This is a genomic window from Variovorax paradoxus, from assembly GCF_030815975.1.
In the GTDB taxonomy this organism is placed as follows: Bacteria; Pseudomonadota; Gammaproteobacteria; order Burkholderiales; family Burkholderiaceae_C; genus Variovorax; species Variovorax paradoxus_N.
Map to the genome: position 1 here is coordinate 3,875,874 of NZ_JAUSXL010000002.1, position 21,242 is coordinate 3,897,115.

21 protein-coding genes and 1 tRNA gene are annotated in these 21,242 nt (G+C 66.6%); 16 read left to right on the forward strand and 6 right to left on the reverse strand.

The window, feature by feature from the left end; genetic code table 11:
• Nucleotides 1-222: 222 nt before the first annotated feature.
• Nucleotides 223-1,524: an ANTAR domain-containing protein gene (locus tag QFZ47_RS21910; RefSeq protein ID WP_307657634.1), complete on the forward strand. Its 1,302-nt coding sequence runs from the start codon at nt 223-225 to the stop codon at nt 1,522-1,524.
• 25 nt (nt 1,525-1,549) lie between these two features.
• Here QFZ47_RS21910 and QFZ47_RS21915 read toward each other — a convergent pair whose 3' ends face one another.
• The 4 genes from QFZ47_RS21915 to QFZ47_RS21930 all read right to left on the reverse strand — a co-directional run bounded on the left by QFZ47_RS21915 (nt 1,550) and on the right by QFZ47_RS21930 (nt 6,238).
• A complete protein-coding gene (locus tag QFZ47_RS21915) occupies nt 1,550-2,359 on the reverse strand; it encodes an ABC transporter ATP-binding protein (RefSeq protein WP_307657635.1) in 810 nt (269 codons plus the stop codon).
• Between the two features lie 55 nt (nt 2,360-2,414).
• A complete protein-coding gene (ntrB, locus tag QFZ47_RS21920; RefSeq protein ID WP_307657636.1) occupies nt 2,415-3,353 on the reverse strand; it encodes a nitrate ABC transporter permease in 939 nt (312 codons plus the stop codon).
• 20 nt (nt 3,354-3,373) lie between these two features.
• Nucleotides 3,374-4,618 carry a CmpA/NrtA family ABC transporter substrate-binding protein gene (locus QFZ47_RS21925; RefSeq protein ID WP_307657637.1) on the reverse strand — a complete coding sequence of 415 codons (1,245 nt, stop codon included), beginning with the start codon at nt 4,616-4,618 and terminating at the stop codon, nt 3,374-3,376.
• Between the two features lie 339 nt (nt 4,619-4,957).
• Nucleotides 4,958-6,238 carry a nitrate regulatory protein gene (locus QFZ47_RS21930; protein WP_307657638.1) on the reverse strand — a complete coding sequence of 427 codons (1,281 nt, stop codon included), beginning with the start codon at nt 6,236-6,238 and terminating at the stop codon, nt 4,958-4,960.
• 76 nt (nt 6,239-6,314) lie between these two features.
• On the opposite strand from QFZ47_RS21930, the gene tsaD reads away from it, so the two are divergent.
• On the forward strand, nt 6,315-7,379 hold the full coding sequence (gene tsaD / locus QFZ47_RS21935; RefSeq protein ID WP_307657639.1) for a tRNA (adenosine(37)-N6)-threonylcarbamoyltransferase complex transferase subunit TsaD: 1,065 nt from the start codon (nt 6,315-6,317) through the stop codon (nt 7,377-7,379).
• Here tsaD and QFZ47_RS21940 read toward each other — a convergent pair.
• Together QFZ47_RS21940 and QFZ47_RS21945 are read right to left on the reverse strand one after the other, a co-directional pair.
• The gene (locus QFZ47_RS21940; RefSeq protein ID WP_307657640.1) at nt 7,312-8,070 is read right to left on the reverse strand and encodes an alpha/beta hydrolase-fold protein; all 759 of its coding nucleotides are present in this window, start codon (nt 8,068-8,070) and stop codon (nt 7,312-7,314) included. The genes tsaD and QFZ47_RS21940 overlap by 68 nt on opposite strands.
• A gap of 191 nt (nt 8,071-8,261) precedes the next feature.
• Nucleotides 8,262-8,633: an Hsp20/alpha crystallin family protein gene (locus QFZ47_RS21945; RefSeq protein WP_307657641.1), complete on the reverse strand. Its 372-nt coding sequence runs from the start codon at nt 8,631-8,633 to the stop codon at nt 8,262-8,264.
• Between the two features lie 122 nt (nt 8,634-8,755).
• Here QFZ47_RS21945 and QFZ47_RS21950 point away from each other — a divergent pair, with 122 nt between their 5' ends.
• The 14 genes from QFZ47_RS21950 to QFZ47_RS22015 all read left to right on the forward strand — a co-directional run bounded on the left by QFZ47_RS21950 (nt 8,756) and on the right by QFZ47_RS22015 (nt 21,240).
• Entirely contained in the window at nt 8,756-10,036 is a 1,281-nt protein-coding gene (locus QFZ47_RS21950; RefSeq protein WP_307657642.1) for a branched-chain amino acid ABC transporter substrate-binding protein, read from the forward strand.
• A gap of 11 nt (nt 10,037-10,047) precedes the next feature.
• Nucleotides 10,048-11,211, forward strand: coding sequence for a pyridoxal phosphate-dependent aminotransferase (locus QFZ47_RS21955; protein WP_307657643.1), 1,164 nt, complete (start codon nt 10,048-10,050; stop codon nt 11,209-11,211).
• A gap of 10 nt (nt 11,212-11,221) precedes the next feature.
• Complete coding sequence (locus tag QFZ47_RS21960) at nt 11,222-12,019, forward strand: AraC family transcriptional regulator (RefSeq protein WP_307657644.1); 798 nt, start codon at nt 11,222-11,224, stop codon at nt 12,017-12,019.
• 97 nt (nt 12,020-12,116) lie between these two features.
• Nucleotides 12,117-13,034 (forward strand): DMT family transporter, encoded by a 918-nt coding sequence (locus QFZ47_RS21965; protein WP_307657645.1) that lies wholly within the window; start codon nt 12,117-12,119, stop codon nt 13,032-13,034.
• 88 nt (nt 13,035-13,122) lie between these two features.
• Nucleotides 13,123-13,389, forward strand: a complete 267-nt coding sequence (rpsO, locus tag QFZ47_RS21970) for a 30S ribosomal protein S15 (RefSeq protein WP_007837783.1) — start codon at nt 13,123-13,125, stop codon at nt 13,387-13,389.
• Nucleotides 13,390-13,605: 216 nt separating this feature from the next.
• Nucleotides 13,606-15,912, forward strand: a complete 2,307-nt coding sequence (gene pnp, locus QFZ47_RS21975; protein WP_307657646.1) for a polyribonucleotide nucleotidyltransferase — start codon at nt 13,606-13,608, stop codon at nt 15,910-15,912.
• Between the two features lie 87 nt (nt 15,913-15,999).
• A complete protein-coding gene (locus tag QFZ47_RS21980) occupies nt 16,000-16,998 on the forward strand; it encodes an NAD(P)H-quinone oxidoreductase (protein ID WP_307657647.1) in 999 nt (332 codons plus the stop codon).
• Nucleotides 16,992-17,777, forward strand: a complete 786-nt coding sequence (gene tpiA, locus QFZ47_RS21985) for a triose-phosphate isomerase (RefSeq protein WP_307657648.1) — start codon at nt 16,992-16,994, stop codon at nt 17,775-17,777. The genes QFZ47_RS21980 and tpiA overlap by 7 nt, the downstream gene beginning before the upstream one ends.
• 39 nt (nt 17,778-17,816) lie before the next feature.
• Complete coding sequence (gene secG, locus QFZ47_RS21990) at nt 17,817-18,230, forward strand: preprotein translocase subunit SecG (RefSeq protein WP_124961640.1); 414 nt, start codon at nt 17,817-17,819, stop codon at nt 18,228-18,230.
• A gap of 118 nt (nt 18,231-18,348) precedes the next feature.
• Nucleotides 18,349-18,433, forward strand: a tRNA-Leu gene (locus QFZ47_RS21995).
• 68 nt (nt 18,434-18,501) lie between these two features.
• Complete coding sequence (locus tag QFZ47_RS22000) at nt 18,502-18,861, forward strand: NADH-quinone oxidoreductase subunit A (protein ID WP_012748607.1); 360 nt, start codon at nt 18,502-18,504, stop codon at nt 18,859-18,861.
• Nucleotides 18,862-18,876: 15 nt separating this feature from the next.
• The gene (locus QFZ47_RS22005) at nt 18,877-19,356 is read left to right on the forward strand and encodes a NuoB/complex I 20 kDa subunit family protein (RefSeq protein WP_021008163.1); all 480 of its coding nucleotides are present in this window, start codon (nt 18,877-18,879) and stop codon (nt 19,354-19,356) included.
• Between the two features lie 13 nt (nt 19,357-19,369).
• Entirely contained in the window at nt 19,370-19,981 is a 612-nt protein-coding gene (locus QFZ47_RS22010; RefSeq protein WP_307657649.1) for an NADH-quinone oxidoreductase subunit C, read from the forward strand.
• Between the two features lie 5 nt (nt 19,982-19,986).
• Nucleotides 19,987-21,240 (forward strand): NADH-quinone oxidoreductase subunit D, encoded by a 1,254-nt coding sequence (locus QFZ47_RS22015; RefSeq protein WP_307657650.1) that lies wholly within the window; start codon nt 19,987-19,989, stop codon nt 21,238-21,240.
• The last annotated feature ends 2 nt before the right edge of the window (nt 21,241-21,242 follow it).

Genomic DNA, 21,242 nt, shown 5'->3' on the forward strand with positions numbered 1-21,242 from the left:
TTCGGGAGCCGTGTCGACGGACGGGGTTGGGGCGGGATGCCGGCAGCGGACGCTGTCGGCGTGGGGGTGCTCCCCGGCACGTGCAATGCCAGGACGGATGCAGGAGCCTGCAGCCTCACCAAAGCGGTGCTTCGTTACACCGCACCCCGATCGATGCAAGAGGCGTGCCTGCGAAAACGCGCGGGCGTGGCCTATGCTTGCCATGCTCTTCCTCACCCCGCCATGATTTCTCTTCTCGCCGTTCTGCCCAATGAATCCGCGGGCTCCGCGCCCTTGCCGGACCTGCCGGAGCCATTGCGGCTGGCGCTGGAGGATGCGAATGCCACCGTGCTCGGAGGGGCTACCTGCCACACGCTGGTGCAGCAGGTGGGGGCGCTTGCACCGCAACAGGCCCTGGTCCATCTGCCGGAGCCGGCGGGTCAGCTGCAGGCGCTCGTCGAGGCATTGCAGGCGTGGGGCGGGGTGCCGCCTTGCGCGCTGAGCCTGGCCAGTGCGCCGCTGGCACCCGAGCAGCACGAAATGCTGGCGGCGCTCGGCGTGCATGCGTGGGCCCCCGTCGACACCCTGGACGGGCTTTCGCTCGCGGCGCTGACCGCTCGTGCGCAGGCCCGCTGGCAGCGCGAGGCCGCGCTGCGCACCGAACTCGACGCCCTGCGCACGCGCATGGACGAGCGCAAGTGGGTCGACCGTGCCAAGGGCCTGCTGATGTCGGCGCGCGGCATTGGCGAGGACGAAGCCTTCGGCCTGCTGCGCGGCGCCGCGATGCATGCCAACCTGCGGCTGGGCGAGGTGTCGCGCTCGGTCATCGAGACTGCGCAGTGGGCCGACGCGATCAATCGCGCCGGGCAATTGCGCATGCTCTCGCAACGGCTGGTGCGTGTGGCGGCGCAGCTGCTGGCCGGCATCGACGTGCAGCGCGCGCGGGTCCTGCGCACGCAGTCGACCGAGCGGGTGCAGCAGAACCTGGATCATCTGGCCACCCTCGAGCTGGGTGCGGCCGGCGTGCTCGCGCTGGGCGAGGTGCAGGCGGCCTGGAACGGCTTGGCCGCCTCGCTGGCCGCGCGTCCGGCCAAGCAGGGGCTGGCCGAGATCGACGCGCGTGGCGAGGCCTTGCTGTCGGCCGCCGAAGCCATGACGGAGGCGCTGGAGGCGTCGGGCTCGCGGCGTGCACTGCGCATCGTCAACATCTGCGGGCGCCAGCGCATGCGCGCGCAGCGCCTCGCGAAGGACGCGTTGCTCGCATCGACCATTGCGGCAGAGGCGTCGCGCGAGCGGCTGCTGCCGACCATGAACGAGTTCGAAGCCGCGCTGCTGGAACTGGAGCGCGCGCCCCTCAGTTCACCCGAGATCCGCGCCGCGCTGGTAACCGCGCGCGACGAATGGCTGCGCCTGGTCGGCGGCGTGCAGGCGCAGGGCAGCCCCGAAGGCCGCGCAGCGCTGGTGCGTTCCAGCGAGGCGCTCGTCGACACCTTCGAGCGCCTCACGGGTTGGTACGAGCACAGCCTGCAGGTCATCATGTCATGACGCCGGTCGTGCCGCGCCTGCTGGGTCAGGCCGCAACCTTCTCCACGTGCGCCTGGCGCGTGTAGAGGAAATCGATCACGGCCTTGCGGGCATGAACGTAGGCCGGGTCTTCGGCCAATTCGACGCGGTTGCGCGGGCGCGCGATATCGACCGCCAGAATCTCGCCGATGGTGGCGGCCGGGCCGTTGGTGAGCATCACGATGCGGTCGGAGAGCAGCACCGCCTCGTCGACGTCGTGCGTGACCATGACGACGGTGCTTTGCGTCTTCTGCACGATGGCGAGCAGCTCGTCCTGCAGCTTGGCACGGGTCAGTGCATCGAGCGCGCCGAAGGGTTCGTCCATCAGCAGCACCTTGGGTTCCATCGACAGTGCGCGCGCAATGCCCACGCGCTGCTTCATGCCGCCGGAGATTTCGCCGGGGCGCTTCTGCGCGGCGGCCGAGAGGCCGACCATCGCGAGCGCGGCATCGGTGCGCGCGCGCAGTTGCGCCTTGCTTTCGGTGGCGGCAAAGACGCGCTCGACGGCCAAGTACACATTCTCAAAGCAGGTGAGCCAGGGCAGCAGCGAGTGGTTCTGGAACACCACTGCGCGCTCCGGTCCCGGCCCCTTGATTTCCCTGTTCGCGCACAGCAGCACGCCTTGCGTCGGCGTGGTCAGGCCGGCGATGAGGTTCAGCAGCGTCGACTTGCCGCAGCCCGAATGGCCGATCAGTGTGACGAACTCACCCTTGGCCACGTTCAGGTTGACGCCCTGCAGCGCAAGGAAGCTGCCCTTGGCCGTCTTGAAGCGCTGCTCGACGTTGTGGATCTCGATGTACTTGGAATCATCGTTCATTGGAAACCTCCGCGCAGCAGCGCTGCGGTATTCGCCTTCGGAACGGCCGTGCGGCTCATGATTTCACCTCTTCGAACGTGAATGCAGTGGCAAGCTTGATGAGCGCGAACTCCAGCACCAGGCCGACGATGCCGATCACGAAGATCGCGATGATGATGTTGGCGACGTTGAGGTTGTTCCACTCGTCCCACACCCAGAAGCCGATGCCGACGCCGCCGGTCAGCATTTCGGCCGCGACGATCACCAGCCAGGCAGTGCCCACGGCCAGGCGCACGCCGGTCAGCATGTAGGGCAGCACGGCCGGGAACAGGATGCGGGTGAAGATCTTCCACTCCGACAGGTTCAGCACCTTGGCCACGTTCATGTAGTCGCTCGGAACCCGCTGCACGCCGACCGCGGTGTTGATCACCATCGGCCAGATCGAGCAGATGAAGATGGTCCAGATGGCCGCCGGGTTTGCACCCTTGAAGACGAGCAGGCCAATCGGCAGCCACGCCAGCGGCGACACCGGCCGCAGCAGGCTGATCAGCGGATTGAACATGCGCGCAAGAAACTCGAAGCGGCCGATCGCAAAGCCCGCCGGAATGCCGACTGCCGCCGCAAGGCCGAAGCCCAGCGCCACGCGCTGCAGCGACGAGAGCACGTTCCAGCCCACGCCCTGGTCGTTGGGCCCCTTGCTGTAGAACGGATCGCTGAACACCGTGAGCGCCTGCTGCCAGGTGGCCAGCGGCGACGGAAAGCCGGTGGTGCTCTTCATCGCGACCAGTTCCCAGACCAGCACCAGCAGGCCGAAGCCCACGAGCGGCGGCAACACGCGCATCCAGAAGGCGCGCAGGTCGATGGGCAAACGCGGCTTTTTCTCCCTCTCCACTCTGGGGAGAGGGTTGGGGTGAGGGGTGGCCTCGGCGCGGGGCACACCCTCACCCCGACCCTCTCCCGCACGCGGGAGAGGGAGAGATGCGTCCATCGGCGAATGAAATACAGCGCTGACCATGGTGTGTTTCTCCTCAGGTATCAGACATGCAACTTGAACGAATCGGCGTACTTCTTCGGGTCCTTGCCGTCCCACACCGTGCCGTCGAACAGCTTGCTGGTGCGCAGCAGATCCTTGGGCACGGGCGTCTGCGTGGCGGCGGCGGCCTGCTTGTAGATGTCGATGCGGTTGATCTCGGTGGCCACCTTCAGGTAGTCGGGGTGCTCCTTCAGCAGGCCCCAGCGCTTGTGCTGCGTGAGGAACCACATGCCGTCCGACAGGTAGGGGAAGGTCACGGCGCCGCCGTTGTAGAACTTCATGTGGTTGGGGTCGTCCCAGCTCTTGCCCAGGCCGTTGGTGTAGCGGCCGAGGATGCGCTGGTTGATCGCGTCCACGCTGGTGTTGACGTAGCTCTTGTCGGCGATGGTCTCGGCCATCTTGTTCTTGTTCTGCAGGCCGGTGTCGATCCACTTGCCGGCCTCGATGATGGCCGCGGTTACGGCGCGCGCGGTGTTGGGGTACTTCTTGACGAAGTCGGCCGTGGTGCCCAGCACCTTCTCGGGGTGGTCCTTCCAGATGTCCTGGGTGGTGATGCCGGTCACGCCGATGCCGTCCATGATGGCGCGCTGGCCCCAGGGCTCACCCACGCAGTAGCCGTCCATGTTGCCCACGCGCATGTTGGCGACCATCTGCGGCGGCGGCACGGTGATGTTCTTGACGTCCTTGAACGGATCGATGCCGGCCGAGGCGAGCCAGTAGTACAACCACATGGCGTGCGTGCCGGTGGGGAAGGTGTGGGCGAAGGTGTATTCGCGCTTCTCGCTGGCAATGAGCTTGGCGAGCGATGCGGCATCGACCGCGCCCTTGTCGGCCAGTTTCTTCGAGAGCGTGATCGCCTGGCCGTTGTTGTTGAGCGTCATGAGCACGGCCATGTCTTTCTTTGCGCCGCTCACGCCCAGGTGCACGCCGTAGACCAGGCCGTAGAGCACGTGCGCCATGTCGAGTTCGCCGTTCACGAGCTTGTCGCGCACGCCGGCCCAACTGGCTTCCTTGCTGGGCACGATCTTCACGCCGTACTTCTTGTCGATGCCCAGCACCGAGGCCATCACCACGCTGGCGCAGTCGGTCAGCGGGATGAAGCCGATCTTCACTTCCTCCTTCTCGGGCTTGTCCGAGCCCTGGGCCCAGACGGCGGCGCGCAGCGCGGGATCGATGGCCACGGCGCCAATGGCGGCGGCTTGCAGTACGCGGCGGCGGCTGAGGCGGGTTTTCAGCGGGTCGGTCATGTGGCGGGCTCCGGTGAGTGAAGGAAGAACGAACAAAAGCAAAACAAAAAAGGCGTCCGCACCGCGCAGGGGCTGCTCGAAAACGAGCCCTTGCGGGATGGGGACGCCTTTGTCCGGTTTCGGTGGACAACACCCGCCGTTGGGTGCCGCCTGCCTGGGACCCATAGGTCCATGTACTACTTCAGCAAACTGTGTGCCAGCTTTTCTGGCTATCGATTGCTATCAAATCGGCAGCATGAGAGCAGTTGTCTGCGTATGCGAAAGAGCCGCGAGGCGGAAATCCGGATTCACGCACGGTTGTTGTGCACTGCACCAATCCGAACTTGTTTCGCGCGGCCTTCAGCGCCGGGGTGCAGCATCGAGCGGCAGGTAGTCGGCCATGGCGAGCATCGATTCGGCCACGTCGACCAGGCGGCGCTTCTGGTTCATGGCCGTCTGCAGCAGCATCTTGTGCGCCTCGTTCTCGCTCATGCGGCGGTGCGCCATCAAGAGGCCCTTGGCGCGTTCGACCAGCTTGCGCTCGTTGAGGGAGGCGCGCACGGTTTCAAGTTCGTCGCCCATGGCCTGCAGCCGGCGCGACTGCTCCTGGACCATGTCGAGCACCGAGCGTTCGAGGTGGCGGCCGTACTGGGCGGGCTCCGTGGCCTGGGTGCCGGCGTCGTCGAAGAACGCCGCGCCCTCGGGCTGCGGCAGAAGGGTGCCGAGCACCTGCTGGTATCGCAGCAGCTCGCTGCGCGCCTGTGCAGTCTTGCGGGCGCAGAGCTCGCGCAGGTCGGCGGCCAGCCGGTCTTCGACGGTTTTCATGGCATCGATGCGGCGCGTGCACCAGTCGAACCAGGCCTGGCTCAGCCGCGGATCGGGAACGGAGGACACGGCCGCCTGGGCCGAGGTCACGCTCATGCGGCGCTGGCGCTCGATCTCGGCCATGACGGCGTCGGACTGGCCTTGATGCCACAGCACCAGCACGCCGCTGCTTGAAAAATCGGTAAAGACCTGGAAGCAGCGCTCCTGCAGTTCGATGAGATGCAGCCATTGCTGGCGCTGCGCTTCGTCGCTGCGTCCCAGCGCCAGCGAGGCGGCGCCGAAGGCGCGTTCCTGTCCGGCAAATTCCTTGCCCTGCATGAAGTTGAACATCGCCACCAGAAGACGGGAGATTTCGGGGTCGGTGGCGCCATCGGCCGCCTCGAACACCACCGCCAGCAGGCCGGCAACGAGTTTTACGAAGGCGGCAGTGGCCTGAGCGGGCGTCAGCTCGAGCGCGCCGATGCGGCGGCGCAGGGCAGGCAGGCCGTCCAGCCCGGGAAGCACCCAGGCAATGCGGCTGAAGAGGCGGGCGCTGTTGCCTGCGGTGGCGCCGGGGCGCGCTTCGGTCTCGAGCTGGTCGAACCCGGCGCGCACCTCCTGCTCGAGCGCCAGGCACTCTGCGATCTGCGGGTCGCGCTGCTCGGCGAAGCGGCCGCCGCGCGAGGCGAGAAACACATTGGACATGCCGCGCTCCCGCTGCAGCGCGTGGACGAGCCGCGCGATCAGGCCGACCAGTTCGCTGGTGCGCGCGAGCTGGTCGAGCTCGTCGATTTCGCACCTTCTGGCGGCGATCAGGAAATTCAGTCCGGATTTCATGGTGGGGAGGGGAAGCAAAGCGCTTGCTGCAACATCCGTGCCGCACGGGCATTCTTCGCCGCCTACACTCCCGGGCATGCTTCTCCTGGGAATCGAATCATCCTGCGACGAAACCGGCGTGGCGCTGGTGGAAACGCATGGCAACGCGCTGCCGCTGCTGCGTTCGCACGCGCTGCACAGCCAGATCGCCATGCATCAGGCCTATGGCGGCGTGGTGCCCGAGCTGGCCAGCCGCGACCACATCCGCCGCGTGCTGCCGCTGACCGAAGCCGTGATGGCCGAGGCGGGGCGTTCGCTGGCCGAGATCGATGTGGTCGCCTACACGCGCGGCCCGGGCCTGGCGGGTGCCTTGCTCGTGGGCGCCGGCGTGGCCTGCGCACTGGGCGCCGCGCTGGGCAAGCCGGTGCTCGGGGTGCATCACCTCGAAGGGCACCTGCTGTCGCCTTTCCTGAGCGCAGATTCGCCGGAGTTTCCGTTCGTGGCGCTGCTGGTGTCAGGCGGCCATACGCAGCTGATGCGGGTCGATGGCGTCGGTCACTACCAACTCCTGGGCGAAACCATCGACGATGCGGCCGGCGAAGCCTTCGACAAGAGCGCCAAGCTCATGGGCCTGCCCTATCCGGGCGGCCCCTGGCTGGCCAAGCTGGCGGAAGCGGGCGATGCCGCGGCGTTCAAGCTGCCGCGGCCGCTGCTGCACAGCGGCGACCTGGATTTTTCGTTCGCCGGCCTGAAGACCGCGGTGCTCACGCAGGCCAAGAAGCTCGGCGCCGGACTCGAGGCGAACAAGGCCGACCTGGCCGCGTCCACGCAGGCGGCGATCGTCGAGGTGCTGCTGAAGAAGTCGCTGGCCGCGCTCGAGCAGACGGGCCTCCAGCGGCTGGTGGTGGCCGGCGGGGTGGGTGCGAACCGAAGCCTGCGAGAGCAGTTGAACGCCGCCTGCGCCCGGCGCGGCGTGCGGGTGCACTATCCGGAACTGCACCTGTGCACCGACAACGGCGCCATGATTGCCATGGCGGCCGCCATGCGGCTGCAGTCGGGCCTGGCGCAGGCCAGCGAGCGCTATGCCTTCGACGTCAAGCCGCGATGGCCCATGGCTTCGCTGATGGTGCCGTCCGAGGCGCTGCGGCCGGTGCCCGCGTAGCCGCCGGGCGTGGCCGGCCGAGCGACGGCAGCGGCAGCACGTCGAGCACGTTGCGCCAGAGCTGGCGCCACTGCGGCCAGTCGTGGCCGCCCTCGGTCGTGAAGACGCGGCCTTCGGGCAGGGCGTCCGCCAGCAGCTTGTGATTGCTGGCAAAGCGGTCGCTGAGGCCGAACCCGAGATAGAGCTGGGGCAGGCTCTGGGACTTGTGCGGCTCCAGGTACTGCTGGAACCAGGGCCACAGCTTGCGGTCGACTTCCTCGTCGGGCAGGGGGCCGGCCGGCGCCTGCCAGGTTCGCAGGCCGCCGGCTTTCAGGATCTCGGCACCCAGGACGCGCCGCCCCAGATAGGGCGCCAGCGCGACGATGCCGTCGACCGAGCCCGGCCGCGACAGTTCATGGACCAGCGCGCCGAAGCCGCCAATGGAAATCCCGACCAGCCAAATCGACTTGTAGCCCTTGGCGCGCTGCGGCTCGATGACGTCGGCATGCAGGCGCTCGCTGAGCGTCTGGTCGTAATAGTAGGAAACGTCGGCATCCACCAGCAGCGAGTCGGCCGCCAGGTGGCGTTCGCGCACGGCGCTGATGAAGCCTTCGCGCTCGAACTCGTCGGGTTTCAGGTAGGCGCCCGGCAGGAAGACCAAGAGCGTATCGGACCGTTCATTGTCTTTGGCTGACTTGAGGTGCGTGATCATGGCGTGCCTTGAGGGGCACCCGAATCCGCACCGTCATGGATTCGGTGCGTCTGTCGAAACGCCCACGAAGAAAGGAAAATGTGAATACGTCACATGATGTGACGTTATTCGCTGTCGTATTGTGATTAGGGAGCGTCTTCAAAGTCAAAAACAATACATAACGACACTTTCCTCTTGTGGGCTTTGCAGGCTCAGTTGATCGGCAGCTGCGCAACCTGGCTGACCGGCACCTGCTTGCCCAGCTTCAGCGTCAGCACGCCGTTCTCGAGCCTGGCCTCGCTCGAAGCCACGTCGATGTCCAGCGGCAGTTCGTAGGCCGCCTTGAACTGGCGCCTGGCTTCCGCCTTGCTGTCGATGCGCACCACGGCGCCCTCGATGCCGATGGCCAGGTCTTCGCGCGAGAGGCCCGGCACGTCGATGGAAAGCGTCCAGCTCTTGTCGTCCTGCTCGACGAGCGGCGAGGGGCGCGTTCCGGCGAAGGCGTCGTTGACGAAGCGCTCGAAGGCGCGGTCGTACGAACGGGGTGCAAAGCGGGCGGTGCGAAGGGTCGGTGCGAAAAACATGTGAGAACTCCTGAATGAACACAATGGGGACAAGGAATGTGTGTCCCTTACACTGCGCGGCCATTCAATCCTGAGTGCCGCTTGACACCTCATCTAGGCACAGCGGCATCCGTTTCAAGACAATGACCCCCCCCTTTATTTGGCGTCGCAAGGCCTTGAAATTTGCGGCGCTGGCGCTATGCGCGGCCCCCTTCGCAGCGCCGGCGCAGACACCGCCCGTGCCCATCCGTCTCGCGCTGATCGAAAGCATGAGCGGGCCGTTCGCCAATACCGGCGAGGCGGTGTTTCGCAATCTGCTGTGGGCCGTGGAACGCGTGAATGCGCGCGGCGGCGTCAAGCTGCCGGGCGGAGCGCGGCCGCTGCAGCTCGACCGCTACGACAGCAAGGGTCAGAACGAAGAAGCGCTGTCGGCGCTGCGCGCGGCCATGGACGACGGCGCGCGCATCGTGCTGCAGGGCAATTCGTCGGCCACCGCCGCGGCACTGGTCGATGCCATCGAGAAGAACAACGAGCGCGATCCCGCGCGGCGCGTGATCTTCCTCAACTACGCGGCGGTCGATCCGGCGCTGACCAACGAGCGCTGCAGCTTCTGGCACTTCCGCTTCGACGCGCATGCCGACATGCGCGTGGCCGCGCTCATGGAAGTGGTGAAGGACGATGCGGCCATCAAGCGCGCCTACCTCATCGGGCAGGACTACAGCTTCGGGCAGGCGGTGCTGCGCGAATCGAAGCGCCAGCTCGGCGTGCAGCGGCCTGACGTGGAGATCGTCGCGGAGGAGCTCCATCCGATGGGCAAGGTGAAGGACTTCGCGCCCTATGCCAGCAAGATCATCGCGAGCGGTGCGCAAGCGGTGTTCACCGGCAACTGGGGCAACGACCTCACGCTGCTCGTGAAGGCTGCGCGCGAGGCCGGCTTCAATGGCAGCTTCTATACCTTCTACGGCAACGCGCTGGGCGCGCCCGCGGCCATCGGCGACGCCGGCATCGGCCGCGTGATCGCGGTGGCCGACTGGCTGCCCAACGTGCAGACCGCGCAGTCCGAGGCCTTCTACCGCGCCTTCCGCACGCGCTTTCCCAAACCCGCCGACGACTATGTGCACATGCGCATGCAGCTGCTCGTGGAGTCGCTCGCGCAATCGATAGCACGCGCAGGAAACGTCGACGCGGTGGCCGTGGCGCGCGCGCTCGAGCAGGCCGACGTGAGCCTCTACGGACAGCGCGGCCGCATGCGCGCGGCGGACCATCAGTTCCAGCAGCAGCTGGTGGTCGGCGTGATGGACAAGCAGGGCAGGCCGGGCGTGCAGTTCGATGTCGAAGGATCGGGCTACGGCTTTCGCGTGATCAAGACCATCGCGGCCGAACGCGCCGAACTGCCGACCACCTGCAAGATGAAAAGAATCTAGGAAACCCACATATGCGTGAAGCCATCCACAACCTCGAAGCCTCCAAGATCCGCGAGGTTGCCAATGCCGGGCTCGGCCGCGACGACGTGCTTGCGTTCTGGTTCGGCGAAAGCGACGAGGTCACGCCCGAGGTGATCCGCCAGGCGGCCATCGACTCGCTGCAGCGCGGCGAAACCTTCTACGCGCACAACCTCGGGCTGCCCGAACTGCGCGAAGCCATTGCGCGCTACACCAGCGCGCTGCATCCCGCGGTCGATGCGTCGCGCATCGCCGTCACGTCCGGCGGTGTCAGCGCGCTGATGCTCGCGGTGCAGGCACTGGTCGACGCGGGCGACGAAGTGGTCGCGGTCACGCCCGTGTGGCCCAACCTCACGGCGCAGCCTGCGATCCTCGGCGCCCGGGTGCGCACGGTGCCGCTGGTGCCCGCCGATGGCGAATGGACGCTCGACCTGGCCGCGCTGCGCCAGGCGGTCACGCCAGGGACCCGGCTGCTGATCGTCAATGCGCCCAACAATCCGACCGGCTGGACCATGACGCGCGAAGAGCAGCAGGCCGTGCTCGACCACTGCCGCGAAACCGGCACCTGGATCCTGGCCGACGAGGTGTACGAGCGGCTGTATTTCGAGTCCACGCCCAACGGCTGCGCGCCGAGCTTTCTCGATATTTCCCGGCCCGACGACCGGCTGGTGGTGACGCACAGCTTCTCGAAGAGCTTCCTCATGACCGGCTGGCGCCTCGGCTGGCTCGTGCTGCCGCCCGCGCTGGTCGACGGCATCGGCAAGCTGATCGAGTTCAACACCTCCTGCGCCAGCGTCTTCACCCAGCGCGCCGCGGTCGCCGCCATCGAGCACACCGCGGACATCACGCCGCGCGTGGTGGCGCACCTGAAGCAATGCCGCGACACCCTCGTGCCCCTGCTGGCCGCGCTGCCCGGCGTGCAGGTGGCCCCCGCCAAGGGCGGCATGTACGCCTTCTTCCGCCTCGAAGGCTTCGGCGACTCCCTCGACCTGGCCAAGCGCCTGGTCGTCGAAGCCGGCCTCGGCCTCGCGCCCGGCAACGCCTTCGCGCCCGAGGCCCAGGGCTGGCTGCGCTGGTGCTTTGCCTCGAAAGATCCGCAGCGGCTGGTGCAGGGCGTGGAGCGGCTGCGCGGCTGGCTGCTGAAGCAGAAGGCCTGAAGGAGGCCGCATGCCGCCGAAGCCTGCGCCGGTCGATGCCGTGCGTGTCCGCGGCTCGGCGCTGGCGGGCCTGCAGACCATCGCGGCCGAGTCGAACCGCAGCTTTCCGCGCCACATGCACGACGTGTTCGGCATCGGCGTGATCGATCGCGGCGGGCAGCGCTCGGCAAGCGGTCGCGGCGCCGTCGAGGCGGTGCGCGGCGATGTGATCACGGTCAATCCGGGCGAAGTGCATGACGGCGTTGCGATGCTCGGCGAGGCGCGGGCCTGGCGCATGCTGCATCTGGCGCCCGCGCTGCTGGCCGATGGCGCTGCGGGTTTCGAACTGACGCAGCCGGTGGTCAGCGACCCGGCGCTGCGCCTGGGCGTGGACCGGCTGTTCGCCGCCGTTGCGCAGGGCGACGAGGCGCTGGCCTTGGAGCAGGGCGTGCTGCAGCTGCTGCGCAATGCGCCCGGCATGCGGACCCTGGAGCCGCCGCGGCGCTTCGCGCCCACGGCGATGGAGCGTGCACGTACGCGCATTGCCGACGACTGCATCCATGCCCCGACGCTCGCCGAACTGGCGCGCGAGGCCGGCCTGAGCCGCTACCAGCTGCTGCGCGGCTTCGCGGCCGCCTTCGGACTGCCGCCGCACGCCTGGCTGCAGCAGTGCCGGCTGTCGCGCGCCCGCCGGCTGATCGCGCAGGGCAGGACGCTGGCAGATGCCGCGGCCGGCGCGGGCTTTGCCGACCAGAGCCACATGACGCGGGCCTTCGTGCGTTTCCTGGGTTTCACGCCCGGGGCGTATGCCGCGGCGCGCAGCGGCTGAGCCCCTCTTTTCCTTCGCCTGCAATTTCGTTCAAGACCGCAGGGGCTGCGGCGGGCGACGCTCGCGCCTTCTCCACACGAAAGCGAAGGCAACAGGAATGTCGGAACGAAGCAAGGGAATGTGGCTGTGCGCGCTCGCCATGGTCACGGTCGGCAGCACGGTGGTCGCAAGCAAGCTCATTGCGAGCGGGCTGCCGCCGTTCACCGCGACCGCGCTGCGCTTCGCGCTGGCGCTGCCCGTGTTCGCGGCGCTCATGGGGTTCATGCGCGTCCCGTGGCCGCGTCCCGGCCGCCACGACGCCGTGCTGCTGCTGTGCCAGGCGGCGGCGGGCAGCGTCGGCTACACGGTGCTGCTGATCCTGGGGGTGCGCTGGGCGCCGGCCGCCGATGCCGGCGTGGTGGCCGGCACCCTGCCGGCCATGGCCGCGCTGGTGGCCGTGCTGGCGCTGCGCGAGCGGCCGGGGCGCTACCTGGTCGGCGGGATCGTGCTCGCGAGCCTCGGGGTGCTGGCGATCACGCTGCGCCCGGGCGGCGAGGCCGGCCATCGCACGCCGGCCGCGCTGATCGGCAATCTGCTGGTGCTCGGCGCGGTGGCGCTCGAGTCGCTGTTCATCCTGCTCAACAAGCGGCTGCGGGTGCCGCTGGCGCCGCTCGTTCAATCGACGGCGATGGTCGCGCTGGGACTGCTGCTGTCCGCGGTCCCGGCCCTGCTGGAGCGGGCGTGGCTCCAGCCGGTGCCGGCTGCGGCGCTGGCGGGCGTGGCCTACTACGCGCTGGTGCCGACGGTTGCGGGCTTCCTGCTCTGGTACGCGGGCGCCGCCCGGCTGCGCGGTGCCGAGGCGGCGCTGTTCACCGCGCTGATGCCGGTGTCGGCGCTGGTGCTGGCCGCGTGGTGGCTGGGGGAGGCGGTGGGCGGGGCCCAGGTGGCCGGCGCCGCCTGCGTGCTGGGGGCGGTGGGCCTGGTCTCGCTCGACGGGCGGCAGCGTGAGGGGGCGGCCAGGCGGGCCGATGTATAATCCCGGAGCTTTGCATGCCGCAAGGCGCACGGTGAGGGCAGTTCCAGCGCTCACCGCAAGTCAAACATCCCGGAACAAAGGAAATTCAATGATCGCAGCCTCCATCAAGGCCGAAGTCGTCAAGGACAACGCCCGCGCCGCCAACGACACCGGCAGCCCGGAAGTGCAAGTTGCACTGTTGACCGCCCGTATCAACGAGCTCACCCCCCACTTCAAGACGCACGCCAAGGACCACCACGGCCGTCGCGGCCTGCTGCGCATGGTGAGCCGCCGCCGCAAGCTCCTGGACTACCTCAAGTCCAAGGACGCCGACCGCTACACCGCGCTGATCGCCAAGCTGGGTCTGCGCAAGTAAATCGAATCGCATGAAAAAACGCCTGGGTTAGTCCGCTAGCTCAGGCGTTTTTTACTTCGCGATCCACTTTCGGAGTGCCAAAACAGAGCGAAGCTGTGTCATTCCAATGAAGTTCCCGCCGAGCTTCGCTGGAATGGCATCGTGTTCTGAGAAGCCTCCGTCCCTGCGGAACCTGTGCCGAATGCAGGTCATCCGCTCTCAAAACAGGAGCAAAACATGAGCCTCTTCAACAAAGTCACCAAGTCCTTCCAATGGGGCGACAAGACCGTCGTCATGGAAACGGGTGAAATCGCCCGCCAGGCCGGCGGCGCCGTGGTGGTCGACATCGACGGCACCGTGATCCTCGCGACCGTGGTCGCCTCCAAGACCGCCAAGCCGGGCCAGGACTTCTTCCCCCTGACCGTCGACTACATCGAGAAGACCTACGCCGCGGGCAAGATCCCCGGCAGCTTCTTCAAGCGCGAAGCCAAGCCCAGCGAACACGAAACCCTGACCAGCCGCCTGATCGACCGCCCGATCCGTCCGCTGTTCCCCGAAGGCTTCCTGAACGAAGTGCACGTGGTCATCCACACGCTGTCGCTCAACCCCGAAGTCGACGCCGACATCGCCGCCATGATCGGCGTGAGCGCCGCCCTGTCGATCTCCGGCATTCCGTTCAGCGGCCCGATCGGTGCCGCGCGCGTGGGCTACATCAACGGCCAGTACGTGCTGAATCCGGGCCAGACCGCCCGCAAGGATTCGCAGATGGACCTCATCGTGGCCGGTACCGAAGCCGCCGTGCTGATGGTCGAGTCCGAAGCCCTGCAGCTCAGCGAGGAAATCATGCTGGGCGGCGTGGTGTTCGGCCACGAGCAAGCCAACGTCGCGATCAACGCGATCCATGAACTCGTGCGCGACGCCGGCAAGCCGGTGTGGGACTGGCAGCCGCCGGCCGAAGACGAAGCCTTCGTTGCCAAGGTCAAGAGCCTGGCCGAGGAAAAGCTGCGCGCCGTGTATCAAATCCGCAGCAAGCAGGCCCGCACGCAGGCCCTGCGCGAAGCCAACGCCAGCGTGATGAACGCGCTGAAGGAAAGCGGCGAGCCCTTCGACGCCGGCAAGGTCAACGACCTGCTGTTCTCGATCGAAGCCAAGATCGTGCGCAGCCAGATCCTCTCGGGCGAACCCCGCATCGACGGCCGCGACACGCGCACCGTGCGTCCCATCGAGATCCGCAACTCCGTGCTGCCGCGCACCCACGGCTCGGCGCTGTTCACGCGCGGCGAGACGCAGGGCCTGGTCATCACCACGCTCGGCACCGAACGCGACGCGCAGCGCATCGACGCGCTGATGGGCGAGTACGAAGACCGCTTCCTGTTCCACTACAACATGCCTCCCTTCGCCACCGGCGAAGTGGGCCGTATGGGCTCGACCAAGCGCCGCGAAATCGGCCACGGCCGCCTGGCCAAGCGCGCGCTCGTCGCCGTGCTGCCGACCAAGGAAGAATTTCCGTACACCATTCGCGTGGTGTCGGAAATCACCGAATCCAACGGCTCCTCGTCGATGGCATCGGTGTGCGGCGGCTGCCTCTCGATGATGGACGCCGGCGTGCCCATGAAGGCCCACGTGGCCGGCATCGCCATGGGCCTGATCAAGGAAGACAACCGCTTCGCGGTGCTGACCGACATCCTGGGCGACGAAGATCACCTGGGCGACATGGACTTCAAGGTGGCCGGCACGACCAACGGCATCACCGCGCTGCAGATGGACATCAAGATCCAGGGCATCACCAAGGAAATCATGCAGGTCGCCCTGGCCCAGGCCAAGGAAGCGCGCATGCACATCCTCGGCAAGATGCAGGAAGCCATGGGCGAAGCCAAGACCGAGGTGTCGCAGTTCGCTCCGCGCCTGACCACGCTGAAGATCAACCCCGAGAAGATCCGCGACGTGATCGGCAAGGGCGGCGCGGTCATCCGCGGCCTGCAGGAAGAAACCGGCACGACGATCAACATCGACGAAGACGGCACCATCACCATCGCCTCGACCGATCCGGAAAAGGCCGAGTTCGCCAAGCGGCGCATCGAGCAGATCACGGCCGAAGTCGAAATCGGCAAGGTCTACGAAGGCCCGGTCACCAAGATCCTGGACTTCGGCGCGCTCATCAACCTGCTGCCCGGCAAGGACGGCCTGCTGCACATCAGCCAGATCGCGCACGAGCGCGTCGAGAAGGTGACCGACTATCTGAGCGAAGGCCAGATCGTCAAGGTCAAGGTTCTGGAAACCGACGAAAAGGGCCGCGTCAAGCTGTCCATGAAGGCCCTGACCGAGCGTCCGGCCGGCATGGAATACAGCGAGCGCCCGCCGCGCGAAGACCGTGGCGACCGCGGCGGCGACCGCCGCGAGCGCTCGGACCGTGGTGACCGTGGTGGCGATCGCGGCGACCGTGCTCCGCGTTTCGGCAACGAGCAGCAACAGCAGCCGCGCCACGAGCAGCCGCAGGCGCCCGTCGGCGAGCAGCCGTACGCACCGCGCGAACCGCAAGAGTAAGAAGGAAGGGCGCAACGGCAGCCATGCCGTTGCCATCTTCTGGATTCGCTAACCACGCCCGGCGACGGGCGTTGCAGGCCAAGGACCATGAAAGCCATTGAAATCACTTCGTACGGCGCCCCCGAGGTGCTGCGCGCCGTGGAGCGCCCCGATCCGGTGGCCGGCGTGGGCGAACTGCTGATCCGCGTCGCGGCCAGCGGCGTGAACCGTCCGGACGTGCTGCAGCGCAAGGGCCACTACCCGGTTCCGCCGGGCGCCTCCGACCTGCCGGGCCTCGAAGTGGCCGGCGAGATAGTCTCGGGCGATGCCGCGGCCTTGGCCGAGGCGGGTTTCAAGATCGGCGACCGCGTCTGCGCGCTGATTGCGGGCGGCGGCTATGCGCAGCTGTGCGTGGCGCCCGTGGCGCAATGCCTGCCGGTGCCCAAGGGCTGGAGCGACATCGAGGCAGCCTCGCTGCCCGAGACCTTCTTCACCGTCTGGAGCAACGTGTTCGAGCGCGGCCGCCTGCAAAAAGGCGAGACGCTCTTGATCCAGGGTGGCTCCAGCGGCATCGGCGTGACGGCCATCCAGATCGCCAAGGCGCTGGGCGCCACCGTGATCGTCACGGCCGGCAGCGACGACAAGTGCGAGGCCTGCAAAAAGTTGGGCGCCGACCACGCCATCAACTACCGCACGAGCGACTTCGCCGAAGAGGCGAAGAAGCTCACCGGCGGCAAGGGCGTGGACGTGATCCTGGACATGGTCGCGGGCGACTACGTGGCGCGCGAGATCGAGTGCATGGCCGAAGACGGCCGGCTCGTGATCATCGCGGTGCAGGGCGGCGTCAAGAGCGACTTCAATGCGGGCCTGGTGCTGCGCAAGCGGCTGGTGATCACCGGCTCCACGCTGCGGCCGCGGCCGGTGGCATTCAAGGGTGCCATCGCCAAGGCGCTGCGGAAAAAGGTCTGGCCGCTGCTCGAAAGCGGCGCGGTCAAGCCTGTGATCCACAGCACCTTCGCGGCGGGCGGCGAACCCAGCGGCGCGGCACAGGCGCATGCGCTGATGGAATCCAACCAGCACATCGGCAAGATCGTGCTGACATGGTGACGGATAACAACACGATGACGACCAAAAAGAAGCTGATCGCCGGCAACTGGAAGATGAACGGCAGCCTGGCTGCCAACGAGGCGCTGGTGAAGGCCCTGCAGCAGGGCCTGGCCGCGGCGCCGGCCAGCTGCGACATTGCGCTTTGCGCACCGGCCCCCTATTTCGCCCAGCTGCAATTGCTGCTGGCCGGCTCCGGCGCCATGGCGCTGGGCGCGCAGGACATTTCGGCGCACCCGCAAGGCGCGTTCACGGGCGAGCAATCGGCGGCCATGCTGAAGGATTTCGGCGTGCGCTATGCCATCGTCGGCCATTCGGAGCGCCGCCAATACCACGGCGAAACCGACGATGCGGTGGCGGCCAAGACGGCGGCTGCGCTCGCGAACGGCATCACGCCGATCGTCTGCGTGGGCGAGACGCTGGCCGAGCGCGAAGCAGGGCGCACCGAAGAAATCGTCAAGCGCCAGCTGGCCGCGGTGATCCACCTCAATGGCCATTGCATCAGCGAGATCGTCGTGGCCTACGAGCCGGTCTGGGCCATCGGCACCGGCAAGACGGCCACGCCGGAGCAGGCGCAGGCGGTGCATGCCGTGCTGCGCGCGCAGCTGCACCATGCCGCGAGCGAACATGCCGCCGGCATCTGCATTCTTTACGGCGGCAGCATGAACGCGGCCAATGCGGCGCAGCTGCTGTCACAGCCCGACATCGACGGCGGCCTGATCGGCGGCGCTTCGCTCAAGGCCCCCGACTTTTTGCAGATCATTTCCGCCGCTTCCCGCTGAACGCGGGCAGTGGCCGACATCAATTAGGAGTAAGAACGAATGAATGTGGTCCTCAATCTTCTGGTCGGCGTGCAAATGCTGTCGGCGCTTGCAATGATCGGGCTGATCCTGATCCAGCACGGCAAGGGCGCCGACATGGGCGCGGCCTTCGGTAGCGGCAGCGCGGGCAGCCTGTTCGGCGCCAGCGGCAGCGCGAATTTTCTTTCGCGCACCACGGCCGTGCTGGCGGCCGTCTTCTTTGCATGCACCCTGCTGCTGGCCTACTTCAGCCATGCGCGGCCTGCGGGCGGCGGCAGCCTGCTCGAGCGCGCAGCCATCGGCACGCCGGCAACGCCCGCCTCTGGCGCGGCGGGGCAGATTCCTGGCGGTACCTCGGGCGCGGCGCCTGCCGGTGCACCTGCTTCGGCGCCTGCCGCACCTGTTTCGGGCGCGGGTCAGATTCCGAACAAATAATCAGGTTGTTTTCGTGAAGCCGCCAGTGAGAAACTGCTTTCATTTCAGGGTAAACTCTAAAGCTGTTCGGAAAGCCAAACACCTTTCCAGGTACCTCATGCCATCCGAACAAAAAACCGCGGTCGTGGTGAAATTGGTAGACACGCTATCTTGAGGGGGTAGTGGCGAAAGCTGTGCGAGTTCGAGTCTCGCCGACCGCACCAAATCTCATCGGCAGAAAACCTCATCCAGAGTGTTTTCCTGCCGGTGGCAAGCGGTGAAAAATCTCCCGATGAACCTCGATTCCTATCTTCCCGTCCTCTTGTTCATTTTGGTCGGTGTCGGTGTAGGCGTCGCACCGCAAGTCATCGGCTACATCCTGGGGCCCAACCGGCCCGACGCAGCGAAGAACGCTCCGTACGAGTGTGGCTTCGAGGCCTTCGAGGATGCGCGCATGAAATTCGACGTGCGCTATTACCTCGTCGCCATTCTCTTCATCCTGTTCGATCTCGAGATTGCCTTTCTCTTTCCATGGGCCATTGCGCTCAAGGAAATCGGCGCCGTCGGCTTCTGGGCCATGATGATCTTTCTGGCCATCCTCGTCGTGGGCTTTGCCTACGAGTGGAAAAAAGGCGCGCTCGACTGGGAATGACAAGGAATCGACAAAATGGCCATTGAAGGCGTCATGAAGGAAGGCTTCGTCACCACCACCTACGACTCGGTGGTGAACTGGGCGAAGACCGGATCACTTTGGCCGATGACTTTCGGTCTGGCCTGCTGTGCCGTCGAAATGATGCACGCAGGCGCGGCCCGCTACGACATCGACCGTTTCGGCATGCTGTTTCGGCCCAGTCCGCGCCAGTCCGATCTGATGATCGTGGCCGGCACGCTGTGCAACAAGATGGCGCCGGCACTGCGCAAGGTCTACGACCAGATGCCCGAGCCGCGCTGGGTGCTCTCGATGGGCTCATGCGCCAACGGCGGTGGCTACTACCACTACAGCTATTCGGTGGTGCGCGGCTGCGACCGTATCGTGCCGGTCGACGTTTACGTGCCGGGTTGCCCGCCCACCGCCGAAGCGCTGCTTTACGGCATCATCCAGCTGCAGCAGAAGATCCGCCGCACCAACACCATTGCCCGCGCCTGAGGGATTGCCGACGATGACTGACTTTGCAATTTCGCCGGAGGTGCTGCGCGCCACCATCGCCGAGACGCTCGGCGCCAGGGCCAGGAGCGTGACGCTCGCGCTGGGCGAGGTGACCGTGGTGGTGGGTGCAGCCGACTACATCGAGGCGGCCACGCTGCTGCGCGATGCGCCAGGCTGCCGTTTCGAGCAGTTGATCGACCTCTGCGGCATGGACTATTCCGACTACCGCGAAGGCGAGTGGCAGGGCGAGCGCTATGGCGTCGTCACGCACCTGCTGTCGGTGAGCCTCAACCAGCGCGTGCGCCTCAAAGTGTTCGCGCCGAACGAAGACCTGCCCGTGGTCGATTCGCTCCAGCCCGTGTGGAGCGCCGCCACCTGGTTCGAGCGCGAAGCCTTCGACCTCTACGGCATCGTGTTCGAAGGCCACGACGACCTGCGCCGCCTGCTGACCGACTACGGCTTCATCGGCCATCCGTTCCGCAAGGACTTCCCGGTGTCGGGCCACGTCGAAATGCGCTACGACGAAGAGCAGAAGCGCGTGGTCTACCAGCCGGTATCGATCGAGCCGCGGGAAATCACGCCGCGCGTGATTCGCGAAGACAACTACGGCAGCGGTCTGCATTGACACATATGGCCGAAATCAAGAACTACACCCTCAACTTCGGTCCCCAGCATCCGGCAGCACACGGCGTGCTGCGCCTGGTGCTCGAGCTCGACGGCGAAGTGATCCAGCGCGCCGATCCGCACATCGGCCTCTTGCACCGCGCGACCGAGAAGCTTGCCGAATCGCGCACTTTCATCCAGTCGCTGCCCTACATGGACCGCCTCGACTACGTGTCGATGATGTCCAACGAGCACGCCTACTGCCTTGCCATCGAGCGGATGATGGGCCTCGATGTGCCGATCCGCGCGCAGTACATCCGCGTGATGTTCTCCGAGATCACCCGCCTGCTGAACCACCTGCTGTGGCTCGGCGCGCACGGCCTCGACTGCGGCGCGATGAACATGCTCATCTACTGCTTCCGCGAACGTGAAGACCTGTTCGACATGTACGAAGCCGTGTCAGGCGCGCGCATGCATGCGGCGTACTTCCGCCCGGGCGGCGTCTATCGCGACCTGCCCGATACGATGCCGCAGTACAAGGTCAGCAAGATCAAGAATGCGAAGGCGATCGAGCGTCTCAACGAGAACCGCCAGGGCTCGCTGCTCGACTTCATCGACGATTTCTGCAAGCGCTTCCCCGGGATGGTCGACGAGTACGAAACGCTGCTCACCGACAACCGCATCTGGAAGCAGCGCACCGTGGGCATCGGCGTGGTCACGCCGGAGCGCGCGCTGAACCTCGGCTTCACCGGCCCCATGCTGCGCGGCTCGGGCGTCGAATGGGACCTGCGCAAGAAGCAGCCCTACGACGTCTACGACCAGATGCAGTTCGACGTGCCGGTCGGCAAGACGGGCGACTGCTACGACCGCTACCTCGTGCGCGTGGAAGAAATGCGCCAGGCCAACAAGATCATCCAGCAGTGCTCGGCCTGGCTGCGTGCCAACCCCGGCCCGGTGATCACCAGCAACCACAAGGTCGCCGCGCCCGCGCGCGAATCGATGAAGGCGAACATGGAGGAGCTGATCCACCATTTCAAGCTCTTCACCGAAGGCTTCCACGTGCCCGAAGGCGAGGCCTATGCCGCCGTCGAGCATCCGAAGGGCGAGTTCGGCATCTACCTGGTGAGCGACGGCGCCAACAAGCCGTATCGCCTGAAGATCCGCGCGCCCGGCTTCCCGCACCTCGCCGCCCTCGACGAAATGTCGCGCGGCCACATGATCGCCGACGCTGTCGCGGTGATCGGCACGATGGACATCGTGTTCGGCGAAATCGACAGGTGAGA

What these genes read in the sequence shown, in the direction of transcription:
- QFZ47_RS22015 (WP_307657650.1), top strand. Translation starts at nt 19,987, where the DNA reads ATGGCCGAAATCAAGAACTACACCCTCAACTTCGGTCCCCAGCATCCG.
- pnp (WP_307657646.1), top strand. Translation starts at nt 13,606, where the DNA reads ATGAGCCTCTTCAACAAAGTCACCAAGTCCTTCCAATGGGGCGACAAG.
- QFZ47_RS21960 (WP_307657644.1), top strand. Translation starts at nt 11,222, where the DNA reads ATGCCGCCGAAGCCTGCGCCGGTCGATGCCGTGCGTGTCCGCGGCTCG.
- rpsO (WP_007837783.1), top strand. Translation starts at nt 13,123, where the DNA reads ATGATCGCAGCCTCCATCAAGGCCGAAGTCGTCAAGGACAACGCCCGC.
- QFZ47_RS21940 (WP_307657640.1), bottom strand. Translation starts at nt 8,070, where the DNA reads ATGATCACGCACCTCAAGTCAGCCAAAGACAATGAACGGTCCGATACG.
- secG (WP_124961640.1), top strand. Translation starts at nt 17,817, where the DNA reads ATGAATGTGGTCCTCAATCTTCTGGTCGGCGTGCAAATGCTGTCGGCG.
- ntrB (WP_307657636.1), bottom strand. Translation starts at nt 3,353, where the DNA reads ATGGTCAGCGCTGTATTTCATTCGCCGATGGACGCATCTCTCCCTCTC.
- QFZ47_RS22000 (WP_012748607.1), top strand. Translation starts at nt 18,502, where the DNA reads ATGAACCTCGATTCCTATCTTCCCGTCCTCTTGTTCATTTTGGTCGGT.
- QFZ47_RS21910 (WP_307657634.1), top strand. Translation starts at nt 223, where the DNA reads ATGATTTCTCTTCTCGCCGTTCTGCCCAATGAATCCGCGGGCTCCGCG.
- QFZ47_RS21955 (WP_307657643.1), top strand. Translation starts at nt 10,048, where the DNA reads ATGCGTGAAGCCATCCACAACCTCGAAGCCTCCAAGATCCGCGAGGTT.
- QFZ47_RS21965 (WP_307657645.1), top strand. Translation starts at nt 12,117, where the DNA reads ATGTCGGAACGAAGCAAGGGAATGTGGCTGTGCGCGCTCGCCATGGTC.
- QFZ47_RS21980 (WP_307657647.1), top strand. Translation starts at nt 16,000, where the DNA reads ATGAAAGCCATTGAAATCACTTCGTACGGCGCCCCCGAGGTGCTGCGC.
- QFZ47_RS22010 (WP_307657649.1), top strand. Translation starts at nt 19,370, where the DNA reads ATGACTGACTTTGCAATTTCGCCGGAGGTGCTGCGCGCCACCATCGCC.
- QFZ47_RS22005 (WP_021008163.1), top strand. Translation starts at nt 18,877, where the DNA reads ATGGCCATTGAAGGCGTCATGAAGGAAGGCTTCGTCACCACCACCTAC.
- QFZ47_RS21950 (WP_307657642.1), top strand. Translation starts at nt 8,756, where the DNA reads ATGACCCCCCCCTTTATTTGGCGTCGCAAGGCCTTGAAATTTGCGGCG.
- QFZ47_RS21915 (WP_307657635.1), bottom strand. Translation starts at nt 2,359, where the DNA reads ATGAACGATGATTCCAAGTACATCGAGATCCACAACGTCGAGCAGCGC.
- QFZ47_RS21930 (WP_307657638.1), bottom strand. Translation starts at nt 6,238, where the DNA reads ATGAAATCCGGACTGAATTTCCTGATCGCCGCCAGAAGGTGCGAAATC.
- QFZ47_RS21925 (WP_307657637.1), bottom strand. Translation starts at nt 4,618, where the DNA reads ATGACCGACCCGCTGAAAACCCGCCTCAGCCGCCGCCGCGTACTGCAA.
- tsaD (WP_307657639.1), top strand. Translation starts at nt 6,315, where the DNA reads ATGCTTCTCCTGGGAATCGAATCATCCTGCGACGAAACCGGCGTGGCG.
- tpiA (WP_307657648.1), top strand. Translation starts at nt 16,992, where the DNA reads ATGGTGACGGATAACAACACGATGACGACCAAAAAGAAGCTGATCGCC.
- QFZ47_RS21945 (WP_307657641.1), bottom strand. Translation starts at nt 8,633, where the DNA reads ATGTTTTTCGCACCGACCCTTCGCACCGCCCGCTTTGCACCCCGTTCG.